The following is a 1,892-nucleotide window of genomic DNA, read 5'->3' on the forward strand; positions in this document are numbered from 1 at the left end:
GTGTACCCCGGGGCACGCCGACGAGAGGCCGGCGGCTGGGGTGATCAAGCGAGGTGTCAAGCAGCGGTCGGCGACGGGGCGGGGCAGCGGGAGGTGTTCGAACCAGCCCGTGGCGGCGCGGTCCGGGCCCGGGGGGCCGGGGTGGTCTCCTCGGCGGGAGCGTCCTCAGCGGGGGCGTCCTTGACGTCCTCGGCGGGGGTCTCCTCGACCGGAGCGTCCTCGACGGGCGCGTCCTCGACCGGGGCAGCCTTCTCGGCGGCCTTGGTGGCCTCCTTGACGACGGCCTGCTTGGGGCTCACGGGCTCGGTGATGAGCTCGATGACCGCCATCGGCGCGTTGTCGCCCTTGCGGGTGCCGATCTTGGTGATGCGCGTGTAGCCACCGTTGCGCTCGGCCATGGCCGGGGCGATCTCGGTGAACAGCGTGTGGACCACGCCCTTGTCGCGGACGACCGTGAGCACGCGGCGACGGGCGGACAGGTCGCCCTTCTTCGCGAACGTGATCAGACGCTCGGCCAGCGGACGCAGGCGCTTGGCCTTGGTCTCGGTGGTCGTGATGCGGCCGTGCTCGAAGAGCGAGGTCGACAGGTTCGCGAGGATCAGGCGCTCGTGAGCCGGGCTACCGCCGAGCCGCGCGCCCTTGGTGGGGGTAGGCATTGTTGCTTGTCTCCTTGAATGTGGTTCCGCGCACCCGGCCTAGGCCGGGTGCGGGACGTCAGTACGACTGCTCGTCGCTGCTGTAGGCCGCGGAGTCGCCACCCTCGAAGTACGAGGCGCCGGCCGGATCGAAGTCCAGCGGCGAGTCCTTGAGGCTGAGGCCGAGCTCGGCCAGCTTCTCCTTGACCTCGGTGATCGACTTGGCACCGAAGTTGCGGATGTCGAGCAGGTCCGCCTCGCTGCGGGCCACGAGCTCGCCCACCTGGTGGATGCCCTCGCGCTTGAGGCAGTTGTACGAACGGATGGTGAGGTTGAGCTCCTCGATCGGCAGCGCCAGGTCCGCGGCCAGCGCGGTGTCCGTCGGCGACGGGCCGATCTCGATGCCCTCGGCCTCGACGTTCAGCTCACGTGCCAGGCCGAACAGCTCGACCAGGGTCTTGCCAGCCGAAGCGAGCGCGTCGCGAGGCGTGATCGCCTGCTTGGTCTCGACGTCGACGATGAGCTTGTCGAAGTCGGTGCGCTGCTCGACTCGGGTGGCCTCGACCTTGTACGTGACCTTGAGGACCGGCGAGTAGATCGAGTCGACCGGGATGCGCCCGATCTCCGCGTCGAACTGCTTGTTCTGCGCGGCGGACACGTACCCACGGCCCCGCTCGACGGTCAGCTCGATCTCGAGCTTGCCCTTGTCGTTGAGGGTGGCGATGTGCAGGTCGGGGTTGTGCACCTCGACCCCCGCCGGCGGAACGATGTCCGCGGCGGTCACGGTGCCGGCGCCCTGCTTGCGCAGGTACATCACGACGGGCTCGTCGTTCTCCGAGGAGACGACGAGGTTCTTGATGTTGAGGATGATCTCGGTGACGTCCTCCTTCACGCCCGACACGGTGCTGAACTCGTGCAGCACGTTGTCGATACGGATGGACGTGACGGCTGCGCCCGGGATGGACGACAGCAGCGTGCGACGCATCGAGTTGCCGAGCGTGTAGCCGAAGCCAGGCTCGAGCGGCTCGATGGAGAAGCGGGAACGGCTCTCCGAGATGACCTCTTCGGTCAGCGTGGGGCGCTGTGCGATGAGCACTGTGGGTGTCCTTTCAGTGTGCGTCCGCTATATGACGCATCACGGCCTTGCGATCTCTCGCAGCCCGGGCGGATCTCTGTCACCGACCAGGCGGGGTGCTCACCGCGAACGGTGAGCGGATGTCGCGATCAGGTTGTGCCTCCGGCCCCCAGGGCCGGAGG

2 protein-coding genes are annotated in these 1,892 nt (G+C 68.2%); both read right to left on the reverse strand.

From position 1 onward, the window contains the following. Nucleotides 1-56 precede the first annotated feature (56 nt). The gene (gene rplQ / locus ACFWEJ_RS28575) at nt 57-656 is read right to left on the reverse strand and encodes a 50S ribosomal protein L17 (RefSeq protein WP_377232536.1); all 600 of its coding nucleotides are present in this window, start codon (nt 654-656) and stop codon (nt 57-59) included. Between the two features lie 58 nt (nt 657-714). Then, nucleotides 715-1,731, reverse strand: a complete 1,017-nt coding sequence (locus tag ACFWEJ_RS28580; RefSeq protein ID WP_285101000.1) for a DNA-directed RNA polymerase subunit alpha — start codon at nt 1,729-1,731, stop codon at nt 715-717. Between the last annotated feature and the right edge of the window lie 161 nt (nt 1,732-1,892).

It is taken from the genome of Promicromonospora sp. NPDC060204 (genome assembly GCF_042728455.1).
Taxonomy (GTDB): domain Bacteria; phylum Actinomycetota; class Actinomycetes; order Actinomycetales; family Cellulomonadaceae; genus Promicromonospora.

Bases quoted from the DNA above. Each gene is read 5' to 3' on its own strand.
- rplQ (WP_377232536.1), bottom strand. From the start codon at position 656: ATGCCTACCCCCACCAAGGGCGCGCGGCTCGGCGGTAGCCCGGCTCAC.